General features: G+C 71.1%; 22 protein-coding genes and 1 pseudogene. 8 read left to right on the top strand and 15 right to left on the bottom strand.

Translation table 11 applies throughout. The features are described from left to right. Positions 1-74: 74 nt before the first annotated feature. From PZB77_RS10500 to PZB77_RS10490, 3 genes are all read right to left on the bottom strand, one after another. A complete protein-coding gene (locus tag PZB77_RS10500) occupies positions 75-1478 on the bottom strand; it encodes a class II fumarate hydratase (protein ID WP_275492310.1) in 1404 nt (467 codons plus the stop codon). Positions 1479-1593: 115 nt separating this feature from the next. Beyond that, positions 1594-2898 carry a M18 family aminopeptidase gene (locus tag PZB77_RS10495; RefSeq protein WP_275492309.1) on the bottom strand — a complete coding sequence of 435 codons (1305 nt, stop codon included), beginning with the start codon at positions 2896-2898 and terminating at the stop codon, positions 1594-1596. 622 nt (positions 2899-3520) lie between these two features. Further along, positions 3521-5197 carry a fumarate hydratase gene (locus tag PZB77_RS10490; protein ID WP_275492308.1) on the bottom strand — a complete coding sequence of 559 codons (1677 nt, stop codon included), beginning with the start codon at positions 5195-5197 and terminating at the stop codon, positions 3521-3523. Between the two features lie 237 nt (positions 5198-5434). On the opposite strand from PZB77_RS10490, the gene PZB77_RS10485 reads away from it, so the two are divergent. Beyond that, on the top strand, positions 5435-6130 hold the full coding sequence (locus PZB77_RS10485) for a DUF1707 domain-containing protein (protein WP_275492307.1): 696 nt from the start codon (positions 5435-5437) through the stop codon (positions 6128-6130). Between the two features lie 245 nt (positions 6131-6375). Then, positions 6376-6750, top strand: coding sequence for a WhiB family transcriptional regulator (locus tag PZB77_RS10480; RefSeq protein ID WP_275492306.1), 375 nt, complete (start codon positions 6376-6378; stop codon positions 6748-6750). Between the two features lie 87 nt (positions 6751-6837). On the opposite strand, the gene glpX is transcribed toward PZB77_RS10480, so the two are convergent. Continuing rightward, positions 6838-7869 carry a class II fructose-bisphosphatase gene (glpX, locus tag PZB77_RS10475; RefSeq protein WP_275492305.1) on the bottom strand — a complete coding sequence of 344 codons (1032 nt, stop codon included), beginning with the start codon at positions 7867-7869 and terminating at the stop codon, positions 6838-6840. Positions 7870-8112: 243 nt separating this feature from the next. On the opposite strand from glpX, the gene PZB77_RS10470 reads away from it, so the two are divergent. Beyond that, entirely contained in the window at positions 8113-8631 is a 519-nt protein-coding gene (locus PZB77_RS10470; RefSeq protein WP_275492304.1) for a DUF4245 domain-containing protein, read from the top strand. 117 nt (positions 8632-8748) lie between these two features. Here PZB77_RS10470 and PZB77_RS10465 read toward each other — a convergent pair whose 3' ends face one another. The 4 genes from PZB77_RS10465 to PZB77_RS10450 form a co-directional block, all read right to left on the bottom strand. Then, positions 8749-9339 carry a malonic semialdehyde reductase gene (locus PZB77_RS10465; RefSeq protein ID WP_275492303.1) on the bottom strand — a complete coding sequence of 197 codons (591 nt, stop codon included), beginning with the start codon at positions 9337-9339 and terminating at the stop codon, positions 8749-8751. 173 nt (positions 9340-9512) lie between these two features. Continuing rightward, complete coding sequence (locus PZB77_RS10460) at positions 9513-9761, bottom strand: exodeoxyribonuclease VII small subunit (protein ID WP_275492302.1); 249 nt, start codon at positions 9759-9761, stop codon at positions 9513-9515. Positions 9762-9935: 174 nt separating this feature from the next. Beyond that, a complete protein-coding gene (xseA, locus tag PZB77_RS10455; RefSeq protein ID WP_275492301.1) occupies positions 9936-11147 on the bottom strand; it encodes an exodeoxyribonuclease VII large subunit in 1212 nt (403 codons plus the stop codon). 38 nt (positions 11148-11185) lie between these two features. Next, the gene (locus PZB77_RS10450; protein WP_275492300.1) at positions 11186-12586 is read right to left on the bottom strand and encodes an APC family permease; all 1401 of its coding nucleotides are present in this window, start codon (positions 12584-12586) and stop codon (positions 11186-11188) included. Between the two features lie 104 nt (positions 12587-12690). On the opposite strand from PZB77_RS10450, the gene PZB77_RS10445 reads away from it, so the two are divergent. Together PZB77_RS10445 and PZB77_RS10440 are read left to right on the top strand one after the other, a co-directional pair. Further along, on the top strand, positions 12691-13680 hold the full coding sequence (locus PZB77_RS10445) for a 4-hydroxy-3-methylbut-2-enyl diphosphate reductase (RefSeq protein ID WP_275492299.1): 990 nt from the start codon (positions 12691-12693) through the stop codon (positions 13678-13680). Between the two features lie 85 nt (positions 13681-13765). Further along, the gene (locus PZB77_RS10440) at positions 13766-14509 is read left to right on the top strand and encodes an ROK family protein (RefSeq protein WP_275492298.1); all 744 of its coding nucleotides are present in this window, start codon (positions 13766-13768) and stop codon (positions 14507-14509) included. A gap of 156 nt (positions 14510-14665) precedes the next feature. Here the strand turns inward: PZB77_RS10440 and PZB77_RS10435 are convergent, their stop codons facing one another. After that, positions 14666-15307, bottom strand: coding sequence for a DUF6542 domain-containing protein (locus PZB77_RS10435; protein WP_275495994.1), 642 nt, complete (start codon positions 15305-15307; stop codon positions 14666-14668). A 456-nt stretch (positions 15308-15763) separates the two neighbouring features. Between PZB77_RS10435 and ychF the strand changes: the two genes are divergently transcribed. Next, on the top strand, positions 15764-16852 hold the full coding sequence (gene ychF, locus PZB77_RS10430; protein WP_275492297.1) for a redox-regulated ATPase YchF: 1089 nt from the start codon (positions 15764-15766) through the stop codon (positions 16850-16852). Positions 16853-16975: 123 nt separating this feature from the next. Here ychF and PZB77_RS10425 read toward each other — a convergent pair whose 3' ends face one another. The 6 genes and pseudogenes from PZB77_RS10425 to PZB77_RS10400 all read right to left on the bottom strand — a co-directional run bounded on the left by PZB77_RS10425 (position 16976) and on the right by PZB77_RS10400 (position 19700). Further along, the gene (locus tag PZB77_RS10425) at positions 16976-17368 is read right to left on the bottom strand and encodes a DNA-binding protein (protein ID WP_275492296.1); all 393 of its coding nucleotides are present in this window, start codon (positions 17366-17368) and stop codon (positions 16976-16978) included. After that, complete coding sequence (locus PZB77_RS10420) at positions 17368-17619, bottom strand: hypothetical protein (protein ID WP_275492295.1); 252 nt, start codon at positions 17617-17619, stop codon at positions 17368-17370. The genes PZB77_RS10425 and PZB77_RS10420 overlap by 1 nt, the downstream gene beginning before the upstream one ends. A 462-nt stretch (positions 17620-18081) precedes the next feature. Next, positions 18082-18414: a hypothetical protein gene (locus PZB77_RS10415; RefSeq protein WP_275492294.1), complete on the bottom strand. Its 333-nt coding sequence runs from the start codon at positions 18412-18414 to the stop codon at positions 18082-18084. Next, a complete protein-coding gene (locus tag PZB77_RS10410) occupies positions 18411-18797 on the bottom strand; it encodes a CPCC family cysteine-rich protein (RefSeq protein WP_275492293.1) in 387 nt (128 codons plus the stop codon). The genes PZB77_RS10415 and PZB77_RS10410 overlap by 4 nt, the downstream gene beginning before the upstream one ends. A 417-nt stretch (positions 18798-19214) precedes the next feature. Next, the gene (locus tag PZB77_RS10405) at positions 19215-19478 is read right to left on the bottom strand and encodes a type II toxin-antitoxin system RelE/ParE family toxin (RefSeq protein ID WP_275492292.1); all 264 of its coding nucleotides are present in this window, start codon (positions 19476-19478) and stop codon (positions 19215-19217) included. Continuing rightward, positions 19471-19700, bottom strand: a pseudogene (locus tag PZB77_RS10400) (type II toxin-antitoxin system prevent-host-death family antitoxin). Before PZB77_RS10400 ends, PZB77_RS10405 begins: the two are co-directional and overlap by 8 nt. 957 nt (positions 19701-20657) lie before the next feature. Here PZB77_RS10400 and PZB77_RS10395 point away from each other — a divergent pair. Together PZB77_RS10395 and PZB77_RS10390 are read left to right on the top strand one after the other, a co-directional pair. Further along, on the top strand, positions 20658-20993 hold the full coding sequence (locus PZB77_RS10395) for a MerR family transcriptional regulator (RefSeq protein ID WP_275492291.1): 336 nt from the start codon (positions 20658-20660) through the stop codon (positions 20991-20993). A 554-nt stretch (positions 20994-21547) separates the two neighbouring features. Next, positions 21548-21751 (top strand): cold-shock protein, encoded by a 204-nt coding sequence (locus PZB77_RS10390; RefSeq protein ID WP_275492290.1) that lies wholly within the window; start codon positions 21548-21550, stop codon positions 21749-21751. Positions 21752-22261: the final 510 nt, after the last annotated feature.

The following is a 22261-nucleotide window of genomic DNA, read 5'->3' as shown; positions in this document are numbered from 1 at the left end:
TCACCCCGCCCCCTTTCGTGCGACGGACCGTCAGGAGGGGCCGCCGGGCCGTCGCACGAAAGGGGAGGGCGGGCTCACGGCCTGGTCATGCGCAGCACGTCCAGCGCCTCGTCCAGCTGCTCCACCGTCAGGACGCCCCGCTCGACGTACCCGCCGGCCAGCACGGTCTCACGGACGGTGGCGCCGTCGGCCAGCGACTTCTTCGCCACCTTGGCCGCCTCCTCGTACCCGAGGTACTTGTTCAGCGGGGTCACCACCGAGGGGGAGGACTCGGCGTAGGCGCGGGTGCGGGCGGTGTCGGCGGTGATCCCGTCCACCGTCCGGTCGGCCAGCAGCCGGGAGGCGTTGGCGAGCAGCCGTACGGACTCCAGCAGGTTCTTCGCGATGACCGGCATCATGACGTTCAGCTCGAAGTTACCGGCCGCGCCCGCCGCCGCGACCGTGGCGTCGTTCCCCGTGACCTGCGCGGCGACCATCAGCACCGCCTCGGGGATCACCGGGTTCACCTTGCCGGGCATGATCGACGACCCCGGCTGGAGGTCGGGCAGCGCGATCTCGGCGAGCCCGGTGCGCGGTCCGGAGGCCATCCACCGCAGGTCGTTGCAGATCTTGGTCAGCGAGACGGCGACCGTACGCAGCTGGCCCGACATCTCCACGAGGCCGTCCCGCGCCCCCTGCGCCTCGAAGTGGTTGCGGGCCTCCGTCAGCGGCAGCCCCGTCGTACGGGCGACCTCGGCGATCACCGCGGCGGAGAAGCCGGGCGGGGTGTTGATCCCGGTGCCGACCGCCGTACCGCCGAGGGGCAGTTCGGCGAGGCGGGGGAGCGAGGCGCGCAGGCGCTCGACCCCGTAGGAGATCTGCGCCGCGTAGCCGCCGAACTCCTGCCCGAGGGTGACCGGGGTCGCGTCCATGAGGTGGGTGCGCCCCGCCTTCACGACCTGCGCGAACTCCCGGGCCTTGCGCTCCAGGGACGTCGCCAGGTGCTGCAGGGCCGGGATCAGGTCGGCGGTGACGGCGGCGGTGGCGGCGATGTGGATCGAGGACGGGAAGACGTCGTTCGAGGACTGCGAGGCGTTGACGTGGTCGTTGGGGTGCACGTCGCGGCCGAGCCGCTCGGAGGCGAGCGTGGCGATCACCTCGTTGGTGTTCATGTTCGACGAGGTACCCGAGCCGGTCTGGAACACGTCGACCGGGAAGTGCTCGTCCCACCGGCCCTCCGCCACCTCGGCGGCGGCCCCCCGGATCGCCTCGGCGACCTCCGGATCGAGGACCCCCAGACCTGCGTTGACCTCGGCCGCCGCGGCCTTGATCCGGGCCAGCGCCTCGATGTGGGCGCGCTCCAGGCGCTGGCCGGAGACGGGGAAGTTCTCCACCGCCCGCTGGGTCTGCGCGCGCCACTTGGCGTGCGCGGGGACCCTCACCTCACCCATCGAGTCGTGTTCGACGCGGAATTCCGCCGGGTCCTGTGCATCGGTCATGTTCTTCGAACCTCCTGTGCCGTGGAGCGCGCGCCGCCGTGGGCCTATTCCCCTCACCTGCCCCGGAGCCAGCCTCTCCCGCGCCGCCGCCCCGCGCGCACGCGCCGCGCGGGGCTCAGGCGGCGCTCACCACGGCACGCAGGGCCGCCGCCAGGTACGCCGGGTCCCGCGCCCCGCACAGCTCGCGCGCCGAGTGCATCGAGAGCCCCGGCACCCCCACGTCCAGCGTCGTCACGCCGAGCCGGGCGGCGGTGAGCGGGCCGATCGACGTGCCGCAGGGCATCGCGTTGTTGGCGGCGAACGACTGCCACGGGACCCCGGCCCGCTCGCACGCCTCACGGAACAGGGCGACCCCGGTGCTGTCGGAGGCGTACCGCTGGTTGGTGTTGACCTTCACCGTCGGGCCGCCGTTCGGCAGCGGCAGGTGACCGGGGTCGTGCCGCTCCTGGTAGTTGGGGTGCACGGCGTGCGTCATGTCCGCCGAGACGCAGAAGGAGCCCGACAGCGTCCGCGCCCAGTCCTCCGCACCGCCGCCGCGCGCCGCCACCGCACGGGAGAGCACCCGCTCCAGCAGCGGACTCTGCGCCCCGGTCTGCGAGGCGCTGCCGACCTCCTCGTGGTCGAAGGCGGCCAGTACGGGGACGTACCGGGGCTGCTCGACGGCCACCGCGGTCTCCGCCAGCGCGGTGACGCCCGCGTGCACGGAGACCAGGTTGTCGAGGCGGGGAGCGACCACGAACTCACGGTCGGCGCCCAGGTACCCGGGCGGCTGCACGTCGTGCAGCATCAGGTCCCACCCCAGCACGTCGGCCGGGTCGGCGCCGGCCTCCGCCGCGACCCGGCGCAGCAGCGCGCCCTCCTCGGGAGTGCCGAGCGCCCACACCGGGGCGAGGTGGCGCTGCGGGTCCAGCAGCGCGCCCTCGTTGACCCTGCGGTCGAGGTGGATGGCGAGCTGCGGCACCCGCAGCAACGGTTCGTCGATCCGTACCAGCAGATCGCGCGGGGCGGCGGGGGTGCCGCCCCGCAGGGTGAGGCGGCCGCTGACGCCCAGGTCGCGGTCGAGCCAGGTGTTCAGCGGCACTCCGCCGTAGATCTCCACGCCGATCTGCCGCCAGCCCGCCGCCCCGGTGTCGGGGTTGGGCTTCACCCGCAGGTTCGGCGAGTCGGTGTGGCAGCCGACGATCCGCAAGGGGGTGTGCGCGGGCGCGTCCTCGGGGACGTACCAGGCGATCAGCGCGCCGGCCCGGGCGACGTAGCAGCCGCCGGTGGTCCCGCTCCAGTCGTCGGTGCCGCGCAGCTCACGGAATCCCGCCTTCTCCAAGCGCGCGGCGGCGCTCGCCACCGCGTGGTAGGGGGAAGGGCTGGCGGCGATGAACGCCAGCAGGTCGTCGGAGTGGCTTCGGTGGGGGGCCGGCGTCATGCGTCGTCCGCCTTTCCGGTGGAGTGCGACCGCGAGGGTGGGGCACGGGGATGTCGGCGATTCCCCCGCCGCTCCCGGGTACCTCCGGCGTGCACGGACCGGACGAGCGGTGGGGCGCCCGGCGGGCCGGGGCCGGACGGGCCCAACCCATCCCAGACCGCGGGCGCCGCGCAAGCCCGGTGGGGGTCCCCCTGCGGGAAAGGGGCGGTGGTACGGCCGCCGGGCCGGACCCCTCCCCGGGGCCACGCGGTCCCGCGGGGCGGCGGGGCGCCAGGGCCGCCCGCCCTCGTCACCGGGCTGAAATCGCTGTCCGCGCGCGCCGGACGCGCCGACGTGGGGCGCACGCCGCCGGGCCCGTGGATCCGCCCCGCGCCGCCCCTCCGGCGGCCCGGGAGAGCGGCCGTCGCCCGTCGTCACGACAGGAGATTGGCTTGAATTCGCCGGTGGCTCCCGAAGGGCTCCGGGGGCGCGGACGGGGGCGCCCCCGGCCGGAGCCATCCGGCTGGGGGCGCCCCCGGGCGGGCCCGCGGACCGGACTCCACGGACCGGCCGGACGGTGTGAACCCTCGGTCGCGGACGGGCGGGATGCCGGGTCGGCGTCGGGCGGGGTCCTGAGGACCGGTCAGGCGAGGCCGGGGCCGCGCACCGGGATGCTGGTGAACGTCGGGGCGGGGGCGGGCTCGGTGAAGAAGTCGTTGCCCTTGTCGTCCACGACGACGAACGCGGGGAAGTCCTCGACCTCGATCCGCCAGACCGCCTCCATGCCGAGCTCCTCGTACTCGACGACCTCGACCTTCTTGATGCAGTCCTGCGCGAGACGGGCCGCGGGGCCACCGATCGACCCCAGGTAGAAGCCGCCGTGCGCGCCGCACGCGTCGGTGACCTGCTTGCTCCGGTTGCCCTTGGCCAGCATCACCTTGGAGCCGCCCGCCGCCTGGAACTGCTCGACGTAGCTGTCCATCCGGCCGGCCGTCGTCGGGCCGAACGAACCGGAGGCGTACCCCTCGGGGGTCTTCGCCGGGCCCGCGTAGTAGACCGGGTGGTCCTTGAGGTACTGCGGCATCTCCTCGCCCGCGTCCAGTCGTTCCTTGATCTTGGCGTGCGCGATGTCGCGCGCCACGACCAGCGGACCGGTCAGCGAGAGACGCGTCTTCACCGGGTACTTCGTCAGCTCGCCGAGGATCTCGTCCATCGGCCGGTTGAGGTCGATCCGCACCACGTCGCCGGAGTCGGCGCTCTCGTTCAGGTGCTCGTCGGTGGTGTCCGGCAGGAAGCGCGCCGGGTCCGTCTCCAGCTGCTCCAGGAAGACGCCCTCGGCGGTGATCTTCGCGGTCGCCTGGCGGTCGGCCGAGCAGGAGACGGCGATCGCCACCGGCAGCGAGGCACCGTGCCGGGGGAGGCGGACCACGCGCACGTCGTGGCAGAAGTACTTGCCGCCGAACTGCGCGCCGATCCCGATCCTCTGCGTCAGCTCGAAGACCTTCTCCTCCAGCTCCTTGTCCCGGAACCCGTGCCCGGTGGGGGAGCCCTCGCCGGGCAGCTCGTCGAGGTAGTGGGCGGAGGCGTACTTGGCGGTCTTCAGCGCGAACTCCGCCGACGTGCCGCCGACCACGATCGCCAGGTGGTACGGCGGGCAGGCCGCGGTACCCAGCGAACGGATCTTCTCCTCCAGGAACTTCATCATGGAGGCCTCGTTCAGGACGGCCTTCGTCTCCTGGAAGAGGAACGACTTGTTCGCCGAGCCGCCGCCCTTGGCCATGAAGAGGAACTTGTAGGCGCCGCCGTCGGTGGCGTACAGCTCGATCTGCGCCGGCAGGTTGGAGCCGGTGTTCTTCTCCTCCCACATGGTCAGCGGGGCCATCTGCGAGTAGCGCAGATTGAGCTTGGTGTACGCGTCGAAGATGCCGTGGGACAGCGCCTCCTCGTCACCGCCCGAGGTCAGCACGTTCTGCCCGCGCTTGCCCATCACGATGGCCGTACCGGTGTCCTGGCACATGGGCAGGACGCCGGCGGCGGCGATGTTCGCGTTCTTGAGCAGGTCGAGCGCCACGAACTTGTCGTTCGAGGACGCCTCCGGGTCGTCGATGATCCGGCGCAGCTGCGCGAGGTGGGTGGGGCGCAGGTAGTGGGAGATGTCGTGCATCGCCTCGGCGGCCAGCGTGCGCAGCGCCTCGGGAGCCACCTTGAGGAACGTACGGCCGTCGGCCTCGAAGGTCGAGACACCTTCGGAGGTCACCAGCCGGTACGGCGTGGTGTCCTCTCCCACGGGGAGCAGATCGGAGTACGCAAACTCTGGCATTTCGGCCATTCCTCACTCGGTGACGGCGGCTGGCCTCCCTTGGACAGCGCACCCACCAGGGTAGGGCTCGCCGCAGCGGCCGGACCTGTGAGGTAGGGCTCACCGTTCCCGGGCCGGGAGGGGGCCGCGGCGGGAGGACTGCCCGGGCGAGGGGTGACCGGCGGGGCCACCCCCGGTCGGCGGGAATTGCCGGACACGGCCTAGTCGCGATCTATCGCGTTTGGGTACGCTGGGCCGGTGGACCTCGAAAAGCAGCCTCAGCAGTCCCCCCGGCCGACGGCCACGGCCGCCGCCCCGTCTCCCGGGCCCTCCGGCTTCCGCGCGTCCGACGCCGACCGCGACCGGATCGCGGACATCCTGCGGGAGGCCGTGGCCGAAGGCCGGCTGACCGCCGAGGAGCACGCCGAGCGGGTCGAGCTCGTCTACCGCGCCAAGACCGTCGGCGAGCTGGAGCCCTTGGTGGACGACCTGCCCTCGACCGGGCGGCCCGCTCCGGGCGGGGCGGCGACGAGCTCCTACGCCTACGACGCGGGCGCGGCGGACGGCGACGCCGAGAAGCTCGTCGCGGTGTTCAGCAGCGCGACCCGCAAGGGCCGTTGGCGCGTCGGCGGGCGTACCCACGCCTTCGCGCTCTTCGGCTCGGTGGAGATCGACCTGACCGAGGCCCTCTTCGCCCAGCGGCTCACCGTCATCGACGCGACGTCGATTTTCGGCAATGTTGAGGTCAAGGTCCCGGAGAACGTCACCCTGCGCGGCAGCGGCACCGGGATCTTCGCCAACTTCGAGGTGGTGAACACCGAGTCGGCCGATCCGGAGGCGCCGGTCGTCGTCGTCAACGGCTACTCCGTCTTCGGGAACGTCGAGGCCAAGCCCAAGAGGGGCAAGCTGATCGAGAACCTCCAGCGCCGGTTGCGCAAGCACCTCGGCCACTGACCCTTCCGCGCCGCGCGTGCGCCGGCGCGCGTCCGGCGGCCGGGCCGTCGCCGTACGCGGGCGGCTCGCGGGGGAGCCGAACGGGCAACGCGCCACCCTCGCAAGGGGCGTTGTTCGGCCACGGCCGGGGTCGAGCCCTCTTGCACGCCCCGTTCGGCGGTGCCACTCAGCGCATAGCCGTGCGTACAGCGGGTAAAGAAACCTGCGTCGTCTCTCGCTCCCGAAGCCGTCGTCAGGAGTAGACCGTGCTGCAACTGCCTCATCAGCCCCTGCAGGTCGCCGCTGTGCCCTCTCAGCGCACTCCCGCTCGGGAAGACCAGGCGGGCCCCTGGCATTCGGAGGCGGTGTGTCGCCGGGACGAAGCCGGCCTCTTCTTCGCACCGTCGAAGGAGCCGACAGCCGCCCGGCTGTCCCGTGAGGATGCCGCGAAGCGGGTCTGCGCCCGCTGCCCCGTCATGGTGGAATGTCAGGAGCATGCCCTGAAGCAGCCGGAGCCGTACGGGGTCTGGGGCGGCCTCACCGCCGCCGAGCGGCGCGTGGTGCTCGCCCGCCGCCGTCGGCGCGACGTCGAGCTCAAGGCGGCCGCGGCCGCCCAGGGCCCGATCGCCGCAGCCGGCTGACCCACGCGCACGAGGGGGCCACCCGGTCGGGTGGCCCCCTTCGCGCACCTCCGGTGCGACCGGGACGTCTCCTGCTGCCGACGACTCCTACTGCGCCCGGTCGAAGTCGATCGCGCTGTAGGCGCGCAGCTTCGACAGCCGGTGCGTGGAGGAGATCGTGCGGATGGTGCCCGACTTGGACCGCATCACGATCGACTCGGTGGTGGCGGTCTCCCCGCGGTAGCGCACCCCGCGCATCAGCTCGCCGTCGGTGATCCCGGTCGCGACGAAGAAGACGTTGTCGCCGCTGACCAGGTCGTCGGTGGAGAGGACCCGGTCCAGGTCGTGCCCGGCGTCCAGGGCCTTCTGCCGTTCGGCCTCGTCCTTGGGCCAGAGCTTGCCCTGGATGACCCCGCCCAGGCACTTTATGGCGCAGGCCGTGATGATGCCCTCGGGCGTGCCGCCGATGCCCATGAGCAGGTCGATGCCGGTGCCCTCGCGGGCCGCCATGATCGAGCCGGCCACGTCGCCGTCCGAGATGAACTTGATCCGGGCCCCGGTGTCCCGGATCTCCTTCACGATGCCCTCGTGGCGCGGGCGGTCGAGCACGACGACGGTGACGTCCTCGGGCGAGGAGTGCTTCGCCTTGGCGACGCGCCGGATGTTGACGGCGACGGGCGCGTTGATGTCGACGAAGTCGGCGGCCTCGGGGCCGGTCACCAGCTTGTCCATGTAGAAGACGGCCGACGGGTCGAACATCGTGCCCCGGTCGGCGGCGGCCAGCACCGCGATGGCGTTCGGCATGCCCTTGGCGTTGAGTGTGGTGCCGTCGATCGGGTCGACGGCGATGTCGACCTCGGCACCGGTGCCGTCGCCGACCCGTTCGCCGTTGAAGAGCATGGGGGCTTCGTCCTTCTCCCCCTCGCCGATGACGACCACGCCGTTCATGGAGACGGTGGAGACGAGGGTGCGCATGGCCTTCACCGCGGCCCCGTCGGCGCCGATCTTGTCTCCGCGCCCCACCCACCGGCCGGCGGCCATGGCGGCGGCCTCGGTCACCCGGACCAGTTCGAGGGCGAGGTTGCGGTCGGGGGCCTCCGGAGAGACTTCCAGCTGGGACGGCAGATGGTGCTCGGGCATCGGAGCACACCTTTCTGTACGGCGACGACCGGAAATGAGCGTGGTTCGACTCTATCGGTAGGCCGATAAAATGAGCAGGGCGCCCCACGGATGAGCGCGCCCGCCGGACCGGGATGCCGGGGGCGGGCGACTTCGCGGGCGCGGGCGGCCGGCCCGGGGGTCCGGCGGGAGGCGGCGGTGATCCGCGCGGTGGACGCCGGGGTCCCGGGCGGGTGCCGGGGGAGCGCATGCCACCATGTATCCGTGGCAAGCGAACGAGGCAAGCAGACAATCCGGGACATGTTCCTGTCGATGGTGTTGATCGTCGCCGCGGCCGGCGTCATCTACCTCTTCATCCCGCACGACGACAAGGCCGACCCGGTCCAGACCGTCGACTACCGCGTCGAACTCGCGACCGCGCGCCGCGCGGCCCCCTACCCGGTGGCGGCCCCGGCCGGCCTCCCGGCGGGCTGGAAGCCGACCTCCGTCTCGTACGACGGCGCCGAAGGCAGCAGTTGGCACCTGGGCTTCCTCGACCCGGACGGCCATTACGTCGCGGTGGAGCAGTCCACCGCACCCGCCAAGAGCTACGTGCCCGAGGTGAGCCAGAGCGCCGAGGACACCGGCCGCACCGAGACCGTCGCCGGCCGGGAGTGGCAGTACTGGAAGGGCGGCAAGTACGGCGCTCTGGTGCTGCGGGCCGAGGGTTCCACCACCGTGGTCACCGGCTCCGCTCCCGCGAAGCGACTGGCCGAGATGGCCGCCGCGCTGACCACGTCCTGAGCGCAGCCGCTCCGGCCGATCCCCTCCGGACGTGGAGAAGCCCGGAACACCTCAGGTGTTCCGGGCTTCTCCACGTCCGGAGGGCGTGCCCCTGCCGGTGGCGCGTGGCCGTTCCGGTCAGACGGTGGTGACGACCTCGTCGTACGCCAGGCGCGGCAGGCGCGGGAACCAGGCGTCCTCGCCCGGCTTGCCGATGTTGACGACCATGAGCAGGCTGTGGTCGCCGTCCAGGAACTCCTTCTCGATGCCGGCGGCGTCGTAACCCGTCATCGGGCCCGCGGCCAGGCCGGCGGCGCGGACGCCGATGATGAAGTAGGCGGCCTGGAGCGAGGCGTTCAGCGCGGCGGACCGCTCGCGGACCGGGCGCTCGGAGAAGAGCGCGTCCTTGGCCTGCGGGAAGTGCGGCATGAGCGCCGGGAGCTCCTCGTGGAACTCGTTGTCGGCGACGAGCAGCGCGACCAGCGGCGCGGTGGAGGTCTTCGGACGGTTGCCCTCGGCCATGTGCGGGACGAGGCGGGCGCGGCCCTCCTCCGAGCGGACCAGGACGACACGCAGCGGCGACTGGTTGAAGGCGGTGGGGCCGTACTTGACCAGGTCGTAGATCGCCTGGACCTGCTCCTCCGTCACCGGCTCGTCGGTGAAGGTGTTGGCGGTGCGGGCCTCGGTGAAGAGGAGGGCCTGGGCGGCGGGGTCAAGGGCGAGGGACATGGGGTCGGACCACCTTCGGGGCGTACGGGATCGGGCGATGCGATCACCGTAACCGAGAGATATATTAAGTTTCAACTAAACTCGGGGCGGCGTGACGGACACCACAACGATCTTGTACGACCGCCCCGGAGGACGTCCGGGGGTGCGGGACCGGGCCCGCACCGGGCGGAGCGCTACGGGGTCGGGGCCCCGTCGCCGTCCTCCGGCCGGGCCAGCGCCGCGTCGAGACGGGCGCGGGCGCCCTCCAGCCAGCGGCGGCACACCTTCGCCAGCTCCTCGCCGCGCTCCCAGAGCGCCAGCGACTCCTCGAGCGTGGTGCCGCCCGCCTCCAGCCGGCGCACGACCTCGATCAGCTCGTCGCGCGCCTGCTCGTAACCGAGCGTGCCGGTCGCACCGGCGGTGGTCGTCCCGTCGTCCGTCATGCCGTCCACTCTATGTGCGCGCACCGACAGCGGCTCCGGACCCGTCCCCGGCCGGTCCTGTCCCCGGCCGGTCCTCCCCGGTCGGTCCCGTCCCCGGTCGCCGGAGTGTCGCCGGTCGCCGGAGCGGGGCCGGGAGCAGGAACGGCCGGGTCGGCTGACGGGTCGCCCGGCGGGTCACCCCTCCACCCGGACCGAGAAGTCGCCCTCCGACACGCGGGCCCGCAACAGCTCGCCCGGGGCGCCGGCCTCCTCGGGGGAGCGCACCACCTGGCCGTCCGCCCGCTGGAGCACCGCGTAACCCCGCTCCAGGGTGGCCGCCGGAGAGAGCGAGACCACCCGGGCCAGAGTGTGCGCGATCTCCGAATCGGCCCGGTCCAGCAGATGCCCCAGCACCCGGCGGCTCCGCCCCGTCAGCGCCTCCACCTCGGCGGCCCGCTCGTCCACCAGCCGGTGCGGACGTTCCATCGACGGCCGCCCGAGCGCGTGCGCGAGCCCCCGCTCCTCCCGCTCCAGCAGGCCGCTCACGGTCCGCAGCGCCCGGTCCCGCAACTGCTGGACCCGGTCCAGCTCCTCGCCCACGTCGGGCACGACCTTCTTCGCCGCGTCCGTGGGCGTGGACGCGCGCACGTCCGCGACCAGGTCCAGCAGCGGGGAGTCCGGCTCGTGCCCGATCGCGGAGACCACCGGCGTGCGGCACGCGGCGACGGCACGGATCAGCGCCTCGTCCGAGAACGGCAGCAGATCCTCCACGCTGCCGCCGCCCCGCGCGACGACGATCACGTCGACCTCGGGCATCGCGTCCAGCTCCTCGACCGCCCGGACCACCTGGCTGACCGCGTGGACACCCTGCACGGCGGTGTTGCGCACCTCGAACCGCACGGCCGGCCAGCGGCGGCGGGCGTTCTCCAGGACATCGCGCTCGGCCGCCGACGCCCGCCCCGACACCAGCCCGACGAGCTGCGGCAGGAAGGGCAGCGGCTTCTTCCGGTCCAGCGCGAACAGGCCTTCCCGGGCGAGCGACTTCTTCAGCTGCTCCAGCCGCACCAGCAGCTCCCCGATGCCGACCGGGCGTATCTCCGTCGCCCGGAGCGAGAGCTGCCCGCGCGGCGCGTACCACTCCGGCTTCGCCAGGACCACGACCCGCGCGCCCTCGGTCACCACGTCCGCGATCCGGTCGAAGACCTGCCGGAAGCAGGTCACGCTCACCGAGACGTCGTGCGCCGGGTCGCGCAGCGTGAGGAAGACGACGCCCGCACCCGGACGCCGGGAGAGCTGGGTGATCTGCCCCTCGACCCAGATCGCGCCGAGCCGGTCGATCCAGCCGCCGATGAGCCGGGACACCTCACCGACGGGCAGCGGGGCTTCCGCGGACGTGTTCAGAGCCATACGGGCGAGCGTAACGGCCGCCGCGGACAGCGGGCCCGTCACGCACCGGACCGGACCGGCCCGGGCCCCGTACCGGCCCCGTCGTCGTCGGCCCCACCGCTCCCGCCACGCCGGCCGCCCTGCACCGCCACCACCAGGAGTCCCACGGCGAGCCAGCAGACACCCACCACCTGCGCGCTCGCCGTCGCCTCCACGATCACCGCGACCAGCGCCGCCGTACCCAGCACCGGGACCACCAGATGGCGCCACCAGCTCGGCGCGCCCTCCATCCGACGGACCACGAACCAGCCCACCACCGACGCGTGCAGCAGCACGAACGCGGTCAGCGCGCCGATGTTCACCACGGACACCAGATGGTCGAGCCCGTCGTCGCGCCGCGCCGCCCACACCGCCGCCACCAGCGTGATGACCGCCGCGCACAGCAGGGCCGCCCTCGGCACCCCCGACTTCGCGTCGATCCGTGCCAGGAAAGAGGGCAGCCGCCGCTCCCGCGCCATCGCGAAGACCAGCCGGCCCGCCGCCGCCTGGCCCGCCAGCGCCGCGAACGCCGCCCCGACCGCCTTGCTCGCCGCGACCAGGTCGTGCAGCCAGGTGCCGACCGACGCGTCCACCGCGTCGTAGAACGCCGACCCCTGCGCCGCCGGGTCGGCCGCCAGCTCCGCCGAGGAGACCGGCTCCAGCAGCGCCGCCAGGTAGGACTGCACCACGAAGAGCGCCCCCGCCATCACCAGGCAGAAGAGCACCGCCCGGGCGACCTTCGCCGACCCGCCCGTCACCTCCTCCGCGAACGAGGCGATGGCGTCGAAGCCCAGATAGGAGAGGACCGCCACCGACACCGCCCCGATCACCGCGGTCGTCGAGAAGCCGGAGTCCCCGGTCAGCGGTGTCAGCCAGCCGCGCTGCGCGCCGTCGCGGACCAGCACCACCACCGCCGACACCACGAACACCAGCAGCACCGCGATCTCCAGCGCCAGCACCGCGAAGCCGACCCGGGCCGCCGCCCGCACCCCCCACAGGTTGAGCGCCGTGGTCACCACCACCGCGATCGCCGTCCACACCCACCGCGACACCTCCGGGACCAGCGCGTTCATCGCGATGCCGGAGAAGAGGTACGCGACGGCCGGGATCAGCAGGTAGTCGAGCATCGCCATCCACCCCGCGATGAACCCGGGCACCTCACCGAGCCCCTTGCGCGCGTACGTGAACACCGAGCCGGCCTTCGGGGCCACCCGCACCATCTGCGCGTAGCTGAACGCCGTGAACGCCATCACCACCGTCGCCACGACGTACACGAGTGCGACCGCGCCGCCGGACTTCGCGTCCAGCGTGCCGAACACCCCGACCGGGGCCATCGGGGCGATGAAGAGCAGCCCGTAGACCACCAGGTCCCTGAACCCGAGCGTGCGGCGCAACCCGTGTTCCGTACTGCTTCCCGGCATCGGCCCTCCAAGGTGTCCGCTGCTGCCCCGGGACCACGGCCCCGGTGATCACGGCCCAGTCTCCCGACCCGGCCGCTCCCGCGCCTCTTCGGCGCGGCCTTACGATGGGACGCATGACCGCTACCCCTGCCCGCCGTGTCCTGCTCGCCGCGCCCCGTGGCTACTGCGCGGGCGTGGACCGCGCCGTGATCGCCGTCGAGAAGGCCCTGGAGCAGTACGGCGCCCCGGTGTACGTACGCCACGAGATCGTGCACAACAAGTACGTCGTGCAGACCCTGGAGAGGAAGGGGGCGATCTTCGTGGAGACCACCGCGGAGGTCCCCGAGGGCTCCATCGTGATGTTCTCCGCGCACGGCGTCGCCCCGACCGTGCACGCGGAGGCCGCCGAACGCCGGCTCGCCACGATCGACGCCACCTGCCCGCTCGTCACCAAGGTCCACAAGGAAGCCGTCCGCTTCGCCAAGGAGGACTACGACATCCTCCTGATCGGCCACGAGGGCCACGAGGAGGTCATCGGCACCAGCGGCGAGGCCCCCGACCACATCACCCTGGTCGACGGCCCCGAGGACGTCGCCAACGTCTCCGTCCGCGACGAGTCGAAGGTCGTCTGGCTCTCCCAGACCACCCTCTCGGTCGACGAGACCATGGAGACGGTCGACGCCCTGAAGAGCAAGTTCCCCAACCTGCTCTCCCCGCCGAGCGACGACATCTGCTACGCCACGCAGAACCGCCAGGTCGCCGTGAAGAAGCTGGCCGAGGACGCCGATCTGGTCATCGTCGTCGGCTCCAAGAACTCCTCCAACTCGATCCGCATGGTCGAGGTCGCCCTCGACGCCGGAGCCCCCGCCGCCCACCTGGTGGACTTCGCCTCCGAGATCGACGAGAGCTGGCTGGAAGGTGTCGGCACGGTCGGCCTGACCTCCGGTGCCTCCGTCCCGGACGTCCTCGTCGACGGCGTGCTGGAGTGGCTCGCCGAGCGCGGTTACGCCGACGTGGAGACGGTCAGGACGGCCGAGGAGTCCATCACCTTCTCACTGCCCAAGGAGCTCCGCCGCGACCTGCGCGCCGAGGCCGCCGCCCTGGCCCGGCAGTAGCACTCCGGCGCACCCGCCCGAGCGTTTTCGCACGTCCCGTCCGGTCGGGGCGTGCGAGGCGCGCGGTGCCCTTACGGTGGTGCCCATGGAGATCTTCGGAGTGGACATCGGCGGTTCAGGGATCAAGGGCGCTCCCGTGGACCTGGATCGCGGGGACTTGGCGCGTGAGCGCCACAAGGTGCTGACACCCCAGCCCGCGGTACCCAAGGACGTGGCCGACTGCGTGGCCGAGGTCATCGGCCACTTCGACTGGTCCGGACCGGTCGGCATCACCTTCCCCGGAGTGGTCACCGACGGCGTCACGCGCACCGCCGCCAACGTCGACAAGGGCTGGGTCGATCTGGACGCCCGCACACTGCTCTCCGAGCGGCTCGGCTGTCCCGTGACGATCCTCAACGACGCCGACGCGGCGGGCGTCGCCGAGATGACCTTCGGCGCGGGCAAGGACCGCAAGGGGACGGTCATCCTGCTCACCTTCGGCACCGGGATCGGCTCCGCCGTCTTCACCGACGGGCAGCTCGTCCCCAACACCGAACTGGGTCACCTGGAGCTCAACGGCCACGACGCGGAGAAGCACGCGTCGACCAAGGCCAAGGAGGACCACGACCTGAGCTGGGAGCACTGGGCGCACCGGGTACAGAAGTACCTCGCCCACGTGGAGATGCTGTTCTCGCCCGAGCTCTTCATCATCGGCGGCGGGGTGAGCCGCAAGGCGGACAAGTTCCTGCCGCTCATCAAGCACGTCCGCGCGGAGATGGTCCCGGCCCAGCTGCAGAACAACGCCGGCATCGTCGGCGCGGCGATGGCGGCCCGGGCGGCCACGAAGTAACGGCCCGCACGGGTGCCCGGTCTGCCGGGCCCGATGCCCCCTTACCGCCCCCTCACCTCTACCGACCTCTGCTTCTCTTCCGCCGGGCCCGGCATTCGTTCCCCGTTCGCCGGGCCCGGCGTCCGCTTCTCCCAGCGCGGCCCGGCGAACGCCGTGTCACGCCTGGGGGGTGCGGGGGGCGGTGCCCCGGCCGACGGGTCCGCCGCGCGCCCCGGAGACGGGACGTGCCTTCGCCGGCCGTGCGCGCCTGCCCGGCCGGGACTGCCCCTCCGGGCGCGGCCGGTACTCCGGGCGGGGCTCGTCGTCGTCCGGATCGCGGTCCCCGGGCGGACCGGGGGCCGGACGGAGCGCCTTCGCGGCGAGGAGGAGCTGCCGCTCCCGCATCTGCCGGACCTTCCGTACGGTCGCGACGACCCCCGCGACGAGCGTGCCCCCGTACAGCCAGCCGGCGTGTACGGCGAGCGCGGTGACGACCGCCATCAGCCGCCCACCCAGGCCCCCCTCGCCCCCGGCGACCGGCACCACGCCCACGGCGAAGGCGATCGGCACGCTGATGGGCGCGGTCACCAGGTCGGCGGGGCGCACCCAGAGCGCGGTCAGCGCGCTGACCGGCACGAAGAGCACCCCGTAGACGAGGGCCGAGGCGTCGAAGAACAACCGGTCCACGCAGGCCAGCAGGAACATCACCGCGGCGGCGAAGAGCCCCGCGCCGATACCGGTCAGCCGGGGATCGGGGAAGCGGCGCAGCGCGAGCACCACGGGAGGCACGCTCCGCCGCGCGGCGGGTGTACCGACCACCCGGTAGACGGCCGAACTCTCCGCGAGGGGGGCACCCGCGTCCTGCGGGGTCAGGGGGGCCGGCGAGGCCTCCTGAGACTGCCTGCGCTGCGGGGGTCGAGTCCTGGGCTGCTCCACCCGGACAACGTAGGTCGCGGAACAGGGTGAATCAGGGGTTGGACACGCGCTTTGGGGGAGCTTGGCGCTGCGTTCGACGTCGCACGGCCGAATGGTGACCCTGTTCGGTGCCTCCGTGGTGCGCTCGCGGCGCCTGCCCGGCGTCTGCGTGGGTCGGGCCCTCCGTCTGCGTGGGTCGGGCAGGCTCGCCCGGTTCCCCCGCCCGTGCTCCGTACGCTCCGCCGGACCCGTGACGGCACGGCCGGGCCCGCCCGTAAACTGGAGAATCGGTCCACTGCCGGGCCCGGCCCGGCACGCTCCGCCCCTCCCGCCCCGTCCGCACTCCAGGAAGTCGCCAACGTGTCGCTCACGATCGGAATCGTCGGTCTGCCGAATGTCGGCAAGTCGACCCTGTTCAACGCCCTGACCAAGAACGACGTACTGGCGGCCAACTACCCGTTCGCCACCATCGAGCCGAACGTCGGCGTCGTCGGCGTGCCCGACCCCCGGCTGAACGTGCTCGCGGGGATCTTCCACTCGCAGAAGATCCTCCCCGCCACGGTCGACTTCGTGGACATCGCCGGCATCGTGCGCGGCGCGAGCGAGGGCGAGGGCCTGGGCAACAAGTTCCTCGCGAACATCCGTGAGTCCGACGCGATCTGCCAGGTCATCCGCGCCTTCAAGGACGAGAACGTCGTCCACGTCGACGGCAAGGTCTCGCCCAAGGACGACATCGAGACGATCAACACCGAGCTGATCCTCGCCGACCTCCAGTCCGTCGAGAAGGCCGTCCCGCGCCTCACCAAGGAGTCCCGCCTCCAGAAGGAGAAGGTCGCGGTCCTGGCCGCCGTCGAGGAGGCCCAGAAGATCCTGGAGTCCGGCGAGACGCTCTTCGCTGCCGGTATCACCGCCGCCACGGAGAAGGGCCGCCTCCTCCACGAGCTGCACCTCCTCACCACCAAGCCGTTCCTCTACGTCTTCAACGTCGACGAGGACGAGCTGGTCGACGAGGAGTTCAAGGACGAGCAGCGCGCCCTGGTGGCCCCGGCCGAGGCCATCTTCCTCAACGCCAAGATCGAGTCCGAGCTGATCGAGCTGGACGACGACGAAGCCCTGGAGCTCCTGCAGTCCATGGGTCAGGAAGAGCCCGGCCTCGCCACCCTCGGCCGCGTCGGCTTCGACACCCTCGGCCTCCAGACCTACCTCACGGCAGGCCCCAAGGAGACCCGCGCCTGGACCATCAAGAAGGGCGCCACGGCCCCCGAGGCGGCCGGTGTGATCCACACCGACTTCCAGAAGGGCTTCATCAAGGCCGAGATCATCTCCTTCGCCGACCTCGTCGAGACTGGCTCCGTCGCCGAAGCCCGCGCCAAGGGCAAGGCCCGCATGGAGGGCAAGGAGTACGTCATGCAGGACGGGGACGTGGTGGAGTTCCGCTTCAACGTCTGACGATTCGTCAAGAGACTCGCCCGGTGCGCCTGTTGGCGGTCCGGGTCGGCCTCTGTTGTGTGGGGTCCATGCCTGTGAGTCGTTGGGGGCGGGTCCGTGCGGTGCAGGACGTGGCGCCGGTGTTCAGACCTTGACGACCTCTACGGCAGGCCCGCACAGGAGCGTCAGGTCCTCGGGGTCGGAGGTCAGGACGGTGACCGGCCGGGGCGAGGTGCGGGCGATGGCGGCGAAGGCGGCGTCGATGGCGTACTTGTGGCCGTGGAGACGGTGGGTGCGCAGGAGGGCGGCGGCTTGGTCGGTGATCTCCTTGGTGATGTCATGGACGTCGACGCGGGAAAGGACCCACCTGATGCGTGCAGGGTGGATGCGCTCGTAGTCGGCCTCGAGAGTGGTCATGGCGCTGGTGGCGACACGGACGCCCTCCTCCGACGCTGCTTGGACCAGAGCCGCAACAGTGCGGTCCTTGCGGTAGAGCTTCGAGAGGCCTTCGCTGTCGAGCAGGAGGGTGCCGGGCATCAGGCGGCGGCCCCGCCGAGCCGCCGGTGGTCGTGGCGCAGCATCGCGCGGGCGGCCTCGACCTCCTCGCGGGTGAGGGCTTCGTTGTCGGTCTCGAAGTCGGCGACGATCTCCCGGAGCTTGTCCATGGCGATCCGCTGCTCGAGAGCTTCGGCGACGTAGGCAGAGAAACCGCCGGGTCCGACGTGGGCGCGTGCAGCCTCGGCGAGATTCTCGGGCAGGCTGATGGAGTATTTCTTGCTACCGCTCATGGTGTCGATGCTACCAATGGTCGTACTGCGTCGCGGGGAAATGGTGGTGCCTGCGCAGACCGGCGCGTGCGCGGTTGGTCGCCTCGGGTCGCTGGGACGGCGTTGGTCACCTCTCCGGGGAACAGGTCGTTGCGGTCGATCCAGGTGGGTGCGACGAAGATGTTGTCGCCGACGGGGGCTTCGGTGGTTTCCAGGAGGGACCAGGCGCGGGCTTCCTCGGTCAGGTGCTCCCAGGGCGCGGTCCAGTCGAGTTCCCGGGCCGGGGCCGGGGCCGGGGCCGGGGACGCCGTACGGGCGGCCGGCGTCCGCTCGCCAGAACTGTGAGTAGAGGATCACCTGGGCGTGGTCGGCCAGGTCGTTGAGGAGCTCGGTGAAGTGGGCTGAAGGCCAGCCGGGGGCGTTGTCCGCAGCGGTGGCTCGTGGGCGCGCGGCGGGATGACGGGGTGCGTGCGCCGAGTTCGGTCAGGGCCCAGCGGATGCCGACAGACTCGGTCCAGTCCGGAGGGGTCGCCCGTTCCAGGCAGGCGCGATAGGCGTGGCGCAGGGGCTTGATGGCGCCGTCGATCTCCAGGCTCGCCAGGGCCATGGCCGTCCATCGCGGACGGTCGGGTTGTCGCTGTCCAGCTCGAAGACCTCGATGGCGGTCAGCTGACCGAAGCCGCCGAGGGAAGGCAGGCCGTCGATGACGGCGGGTATGGCGTCGGCGCCGATCCAGATCAGCTCCGCGCGGGCGTCGTAGGACGCGGCGGCCTCGCCGTGGAGCTGCTGGACGAGTGTCTCGATGTGGGAGGTCATGACGCGGAATGGTCCCGGCGCCAGAATGTGGGGAGCCACCAGCAGAGCACCGAGAGGTCCTCGGGCCACGGGGCGCAGTCCTCGGCTGCCCAGTCCTCGAAGGAGTCCCGGGTCAGATCGATGGGGCGCCAGGCGGGGTCGAGCAGCTCGTCCTCGGCCGGTGGGCGGACGAACCGGCGGCCGTGCTCGTCGCAGGCGCCCAAGTCCTGGTAGTTCCGCTGGGCCGCGATCAAGGAGACCTTGTTCGCGCCGCCGCCCATGGTCGGCCAGCGGAACTGGACCCCGTCGTCCTCCCAGAAGCAGACGGGGCAGATCTCGTACGAGCCGGGCATCTCGCCAAGCACGCGGTGCCCGCAGCATGGGCAGGGGTAGGAATCGCTCACCTGCGCAGTCTCCTTGGAGGTCCCGCCGGTGTGCCATGCATTTCTCTGCCCGGGGTGCCCGGCCAGTCCGCAGGACACCCGTAAACGGCCGTCGGGAGCCAACGCATGTCAACGAAGAAACCCCAGTTCAGAGCCCTGGATGGGGCTCCGCCGCAGGTCAGGATCAGTCCGCAGACGTTCCGCTGCAACGTGTGAGCGGATGGAACAACAGCACGTCGCTGACGTGGCGAACAAGCGGAGCAGAAAGGGCCGGGCTCTTAAGGGCCCGGCCTCTTCGCCCGTACCGTGCTGGTTCGGTGCTGGTCCTTCTGGCGATCAGTCACCTCTGCTCGGCCCTGATGAGGGAGGCGCTGTGACGGCCGAAGGTCTGGCCCTGCTGGACCTGCGCCGGATGTTCAGACGCTGGATCGGTCGGGATCAGGTGTCGTCAACGGTGGAGTGATGCCCGACGTGGACGATCCACACCACTGGCTCTCCCTGGTCGATCGTGCCGACGATCCGGTAGTCGCCGACCCGCGGTCGACGGCGTTCTGGCTCTGACGCGAGCGCCGTGGTGGCACGGCCGAGGGGGTCGCTCTCCAGCTCGGTCGGTTTGGCCAGGGTGCGCAGGGTCATGTCGCAAGGGATCTTCCGGAGCTCGGCCTGTGCCTCTGACCAGAAGACGGTTCGGTACTCACTCACCGCGTGCCGGCGTCTCCCTCGTGATGATGTCCTCGATCGGTATGCCGGGTGCCGCCTTGGCCATGCGGTCGTCGACGATCCGGTTGATCTCGCGCTCTTCCCATTCTGGTACTCGCGCAGCACCTCGACGGAGACGACGGCCGCGACCTGCTTGCCCCGTCGGGTGATCACGGTGGGCGCGTCATCTCGCTCGGCGCGCTCCACCACCTCGGCCAGGTGGATCCATGCGACCGGCTCGCCGTCGTCGACGCCGGGATGACTCGTTGGCCGTCCACTCCGAGCGGCGCCGGTCGGGCTGGGACATGCGTGCCGGGGTGGAGTAGGCGAACGGGCCGGTCTCCCGTTCCGTCGGATCGGTCAGGAGGCGGAGCGTCGGCCTGCCCCTCCCCACCTGCCGGTGTCGACTCTCTGCGGGTTCGGCGCGCGAAAATCTATAGCGGCCGGAGTAGACATTGGGTGGTGCTGTCGCTAGGGTTTCTCTTGTAGTCGAGATCGAGCAAGCCCCGCAGAGATGAACTGCTGGGCCGCAGTACCCGCGAGAGCGGTTCGCAGGACGGTGCGGTGGTGGAGTTCCGAAGCCGGAGCAGTTGCATGAGGGCGACGGAGCTGGCGACCGGACCGGGTGGCTCGCAGTGATCAGGGGCCGCCGTCAGCAGTACAGAAGTGCAGTGCGCAGTACCAGCAGTGCAGGTTCAGAGGTCCCCCGGTAAAGGCGTCGGCTGCGGGCGCGCGTACCGGGAAGTTCGGCAGTGGGGTTCCAAGCCGGAGCATGTGCAGGACGGGCGACGGGGCTGGCTGCCGAAGAGTGGCGCTGACGAAGGCCACCAGCAGTTCGCAGGATCGGCAACACCAGCCATTCGCAGTACCAGCAACAACGCAGTTCCCGCTCGATCGGCAGTTCATTGATCAGTGGTTCAACCAGAGGGAAAGAACGGAGGAGTTGAGCGCCATCAGGATCGCCCGGGTGGAAATCTGGAACCCGGGTACCGCAGGACATCGATAGTGAGGTGGTCTCCGGTCAAGCAATCGCGATCCCCGCACCCCCGGCAGTACTCCGGTCGGGCTTGCGGACACAGAAGGCCGACGCGGTAACGAGGTCGGCAGATGGTGTAGCAGTTCCTTCGGGGCCCTGGTGTGAAAGCACCAGGGCCCCTCCACGCGTTCTCCAGAGAGGTGCAAGTGACAGCAGGCGAATCCTTCGGACGTCTCGACGACGACGACTACCCCGCCTACACCATGGGCCGGGCCGCCGAGATGCTCGGTACCACCCAGGGCTTCCTGCGCGCCATCGGCGAGGCCCGCCTGATCACCCCGCTGCGCTCCGCGGGCGGCCACCGCCGCTACTCGCGTTACCAGCTGCGCATCGCCGCTCGCGCCCGCGAACTCGTCGATCAGGGAACACCCGTCGAAGCCGCCTGCCGCATCGTCATCCTCGAGGACCAGCTCGAAGAGGCCCGGCGCATCAACGCCGAACACCACCGCGCCGCCGGCTCGTCCGGTACCCCCGAGAACTGAGGCTTGCGCCGGGAGGGCGCCGGGCTCTCCCGGTGCCACCGGCCTGTGTGCGTACGAGCCGGGTAAGGGAGGGCCGGCGCCCTGCCGAGGCGACCGGGGCAGCGGGCGTTCGCGCGTGGCGGTCCTCGCGGGGACGGTTCTCGCGCCATCCTGTGCGGCTGACCCGGTCGGCGGCACCGCGCGGGGAAAGCAGCATCGTCGAGAATGTCTTCTCCCTGCGGCGCAGGTACGGCGAAGGCTTTACGCCAGGAACCGTATGTTCCTGGTGGGGCAATATCTGTGGCCGTGAGGTCAGGGTTTGGTGTGCCTTGCGCGGAGTGTGTTTACCACGGGCAGCAGAGCGAAATCATCTGGCGTACCCGCACTGTTGCCGCATGCTACTGTCGGTATCAGTTGCATTCGTGGTTCCCGACGCTTCACGCGCCTGCGCCGGAATCATCGGACACGGGAAGAGCTGTGGATTTCCGGTTATTTCCCGGTCAGGGCGACCCATCGTGGCGACCCGGATACGTGACATCACGGATCTCGGCGTACTGCCCCAAAGGAGACATGACATGGCATCAGGCACCGTGAAGTGGTTCAACGCGGCCAAGGGTTTCGGGTTCATCGAGCAGGACGGTGGCGGCGAGGACGTGTTCGCCCACTTCTCGAACATCGCCGCCCAGGGCTTCCGTGAGCTGCTCGAAGGTCAGAAGGTCATCTTCGACATCGTGCCGAGCCACAAGGGCCCCTTGGCCGAGAACATCGCCCCCGCCTGATCATTTTGGTGCCACGTCGTGGTCGGGGCTCGTCACCCCACGGGCGCGGCCCCGGCCGCAATCGTCTTCCCGCAGTGCTATCGACCGCACACAGCACCCAGCACACAGCACGCGGCCCGGCACTTCTTCGCGTCGGAACCTTTTTCGAAATTTGTGCTACGGACCGACGTCCGGTATGTCACGTCGTGCGAGATCATTCGTTCCGTCGTCTCCGTGTCGCGGTCGAACGTGTCGCGGTCGAACATGTCGCGGTCGAACATTTCGCGCCGCATTCGCCTCAAGATTCCGGTCGGGCCGTGTGCGCCATTCGATCTTGGTACCCGGCACTGCTATTCCCTTACCGAAATTCCGTGCCGGATGCGGTGTGCGGAAAATGCGGAAAAGGGGTATCGAAGGATGCCGCTGGTGCCAGGAGGCCCATCGTCCACCGCAACGTGACCGACGGTCCCGCAGCGGGCTCCGACGCAGTCGGTGTGCGGCACGGCTCATGGGGTGGTCCGGCCGCCCAGG

Origin of the sequence: Streptomyces sp. AM 2-1-1 (genome assembly GCF_029167645.1) — a bacterium.
Lineage (GTDB): Bacteria > Actinomycetota > Actinomycetes > Streptomycetales > Streptomycetaceae > Streptomyces.
This window is presented reverse-complemented; position numbering and strand designations above follow the sequence as displayed.

Bases quoted from the DNA above. Each gene is read 5' to 3' on its own strand.
- PZB77_RS10500 (WP_275492310.1), bottom strand. From the start codon at position 1,478: ATGACCGATGCACAGGACCCGGCGGAATTCCGCGTCGAACACGACTCG.
- PZB77_RS10495 (WP_275492309.1), bottom strand. From the start codon at position 2,898: ATGACGCCGGCCCCCCACCGAAGCCACTCCGACGACCTGCTGGCGTTC.
- PZB77_RS10490 (WP_275492308.1), bottom strand. From the start codon at position 5,197: ATGCCAGAGTTTGCGTACTCCGATCTGCTCCCCGTGGGAGAGGACACC.
- glpX (WP_275492305.1), bottom strand. From the start codon at position 7,869: ATGCCCGAGCACCATCTGCCGTCCCAGCTGGAAGTCTCTCCGGAGGCC.
- PZB77_RS10465 (WP_275492303.1), bottom strand. From the start codon at position 9,339: ATGTCCCTCGCCCTTGACCCCGCCGCCCAGGCCCTCCTCTTCACCGAG.
- PZB77_RS10460 (WP_275492302.1), bottom strand. From the start codon at position 9,761: ATGACGGACGACGGGACGACCACCGCCGGTGCGACCGGCACGCTCGGT.
- xseA (WP_275492301.1), bottom strand. From the start codon at position 11,147: ATGGCTCTGAACACGTCCGCGGAAGCCCCGCTGCCCGTCGGTGAGGTG.
- PZB77_RS10450 (WP_275492300.1), bottom strand. From the start codon at position 12,586: ATGCCGGGAAGCAGTACGGAACACGGGTTGCGCCGCACGCTCGGGTTC.
- PZB77_RS10445 (WP_275492299.1), top strand. From the start codon at position 12,691: ATGGGACGCATGACCGCTACCCCTGCCCGCCGTGTCCTGCTCGCCGCG.
- PZB77_RS10440 (WP_275492298.1), top strand. From the start codon at position 13,766: ATGGAGATCTTCGGAGTGGACATCGGCGGTTCAGGGATCAAGGGCGCT.
- PZB77_RS10425 (WP_275492296.1), bottom strand. From the start codon at position 17,368: ATGCCCGGCACCCTCCTGCTCGACAGCGAAGGCCTCTCGAAGCTCTAC.
- PZB77_RS10420 (WP_275492295.1), bottom strand. From the start codon at position 17,619: ATGAGCGGTAGCAAGAAATACTCCATCAGCCTGCCCGAGAATCTCGCC.
- PZB77_RS10415 (WP_275492294.1), bottom strand. From the start codon at position 18,414: ATGACCTCCCACATCGAGACACTCGTCCAGCAGCTCCACGGCGAGGCC.
- PZB77_RS10390 (WP_275492290.1), top strand. From the start codon at position 21,548: ATGGCATCAGGCACCGTGAAGTGGTTCAACGCGGCCAAGGGTTTCGGG.